Origin of the sequence: Sphingoaurantiacus capsulatus, assembly GCF_042648405.1 — a bacterium.
GTDB lineage: Bacteria > Pseudomonadota > Alphaproteobacteria > Sphingomonadales > Sphingomonadaceae > Sphingoaurantiacus > Sphingoaurantiacus capsulatus.
Genome location: NZ_JBHRXV010000020.1, coordinates 1 through 829 on the forward strand (window position 1 = coordinate 1; position 829 = coordinate 829).

The following is an 829-nucleotide window of genomic DNA, read 5'->3' on the forward strand; positions in this document are numbered from 1 at the left end:
CTAGGATCAGGACTCATTGATTGAGCCAGAAGATGAAGGCGGCGGCGAAGGCGATTGCTGAGAGGAAGGTGTGGGCGCATCGGTCGTATCGGGTGTGGATACGCCGCCAGTCCTTGAGGCGTGCGAACATGTTCTCGATCTTGTGGCGCTGACGGTAGAGGGTGCGGTCGTAAGGCGGCTGGATTTTGCGGGTCCGATGCGAGGGGATGCAGGCGGTTATGCCGCGCTCGGCGAGGGCTTCGCGGAACCAGCGCGCGTCATAGCCTCTGTCGCCGAGCATGGCGCGGGCGGGCGGCAGCGTTCCGACCAGCAGGGCGGCGCCCTTGTAGTCGCTGGTCTGTCCTTCGGTCAGCGCCAGGCGGACGGGACGACCGCTGCCGTCGCACACGGCATGGAGCTTGGTGGTCAGCCCGCCGCGGCTGCGCCCGATACATCGGGGTAGAGCCCCTTTTTGAGCAGGCTGGCGGCAGTGCGATGCGCCTTGAGATGGGTCGCATCGATCATCAGCCGGTCCCCCGCATCGCTGCCCGCCGCCAGTTCGGCGAAGATCCGGTTGAACACGCCGAGCCGGCTCCAGCGGATGAAACGGTTGTAGATCGTCTTGTGCGGCCCGTACGCCGCCGGCGCATCGCGCCACCGCAAGCCATTGCGGATCACGAACAGGATACCGCTCAGAACCCGCCGATCATCGACCCGCGCCACACCGTGCGACAGCGGAAAATGCGGCGCGATCCGCCGCATCTGCGCCTCAGACAACATCAAAAGACCATCCATGGCAGCACCTCCGCCGCCAATGAATCAACCTCAAACCCAATATTCAACCGATTTA

At 64.3% G+C, this 829-nt stretch carries 1 protein-coding gene; it reads right to left on the reverse strand.

From position 1 onward, the window contains the following. Positions 1–13: 13 nt before the first annotated feature. Positions 14–774, reverse strand: a protein-coding gene (locus tag ACFOMD_RS18360; protein ID WP_380864275.1) for an IS5 family transposase whose coding sequence is annotated in 2 segments (ribosomal slippage) — positions 14–441 and positions 441–774 — 762 coding nt in all. Because the reading frame shifts where the segments join, the coding sequence is not laid out codon by codon here. Positions 775–829: the final 55 nt, after the last annotated feature.